The following is a 1,635-nucleotide window of genomic DNA, read 5'->3' on the forward strand; positions in this document are numbered from 1 at the left end:
GACCTGGATCCACCGGTGTTTGTGGTGTTGTAGGTCGTGTCTGGACGCGCAGATGCCCTCTGGCTTGGGATGATTGTTCTTGCGACAGAGCAATTGTCACCGAGGGAGAGGGCATCTGCTGGATGCGATCATTGCATACTGCCGGGTCGGTGTCGGCGAGGTTCGACGATCCGGGTCTGGTGTCGCATGCGGGGTTGGTGCCGGTGATGCGGCTGGCCGAGGCTGCGGGGCTGGGCGGGCTGGCCGACGAGCTGCTCTCGCTCGGGACCGAGGCGGGGGCGAACGCCGGCGCGAAGGTGTCGACGATCGTGGCCGGGATGGCGGCGGGCGCGGACTCGATCGAGGATCTGGACGTGGTCCGTCACGGCGCGATGCCGCGGCTGTTCTCCGGCGTGCGGGCGCCCTCGACGCTGGGCACGTTCCTGCGGGGTTTCGCCCTCGGCCACGTCGCCCAGCTGCAGAACGTCGCCGCCCGAGTGTTGCAGAACCTGGCCGTGTCGGCTCCGCTGCTGCCCGGGGTCGGCGCGCTGGCGTTCCTCGACGTCGACGCGAAGATCACGCGGGTGTTCGGGGCGGGCAAAGACGGCGCCAAGCCCGGCTACACGAAAGTCCGCGGGCTGAACTTCCTCGCCGGGTGCCTGTCCTCGCCGGCCTGCGCGCCGGTGGTCACCGGGACCCGGCTGCGCGGCGGGCAGGCCCACTCCGCCCGCAACGCGGTGTCGTTCGTGCGCGCGAACATCGCGGCCGCCCGCGCCTGCGGCGCGACCGGGACGCTGGTGGTGCGGCTGGACTCCGGTTTCTACCACGGGGAGATCCTCGCCGCGATCCTCGCGGACGGAGCCGCGTTCTCGGTCACCGCACCGCAGAACCCCGCGGTCCGCGCCGCGATCGCCGCCATCGACGAGAGCGCCTGGCAGCCCATCGGCTACGGCCGCCCCGCCCACGAGGGACACGACAGCGAACAGGCCCGTGCCGAGGTCGCGGAAACCCCCTGCACCGCATTCACCAACCCCACACGCAACGGCCAGCGCATCACCGCCCGCCTCGTCGTCCGCCGCGTCCGCGACACCACCGCCGGCGACGCGACCGGCGAACTGTTCCCCGCCTGGCGCTACCAGGCCGTGTTCACCAACACCGGATTCGACACGGTCACCGCCGAAGCCTGCCACCGCGGCCGAGCCGGCGCCATCGAGGCCGTGTTCGCCGACCTCAACGACTCAGCGCTGGCGCATTTCCCCTCCGGCCGCTTCGCCGCCAACGCCGCCTGGCTCGCCCTCGCCGCGCTCACCCACAACCTGCTGCGCGCCGCGGGATGCCTCGCCAGCCGTTTCCACGCCCGAGCCCGCACCGGCACCATCCGCGCCCAGCTGATCGCCGTCGCCGCCCGCCTCACCCGCACCGCACGCACCACCACCCTGCGCCTGCCGCGACACTGGCCCTGGCACGACAGCTGGCACGGCCTCTTCACCACCACCCACCGGCAAACCTGACCCGAACCACACCCGCCCGCCCCGACCGGAGAACCCACAGTGGAACGCGCTGGTGCGACGCCAGCCACACCAACACGCCCACACCCCCACAACACAACCCACACCCACCAACAACATCAACAAAAAACCACCCGGTGGATCCAGG

General features: G+C 71.4%; 1 protein-coding gene. It reads left to right on the plus strand.

The genetic code is table 11. The features are described from left to right. Positions 1-122 precede the first annotated feature (122 nt). Entirely contained in the window at positions 123-1,490 is a 1,368-nt protein-coding gene (locus ABZX37_RS49320) for an IS1380 family transposase (RefSeq protein ID WP_354751265.1), read from the plus strand. Positions 1,491-1,635 lie beyond the last annotated feature (145 nt).

It is taken from the genome of Amycolatopsis sp. NPDC004079, from assembly GCF_040610415.1.
GTDB lineage: Bacteria > Actinomycetota > Actinomycetes > Mycobacteriales > Pseudonocardiaceae > Amycolatopsis > Amycolatopsis halotolerans.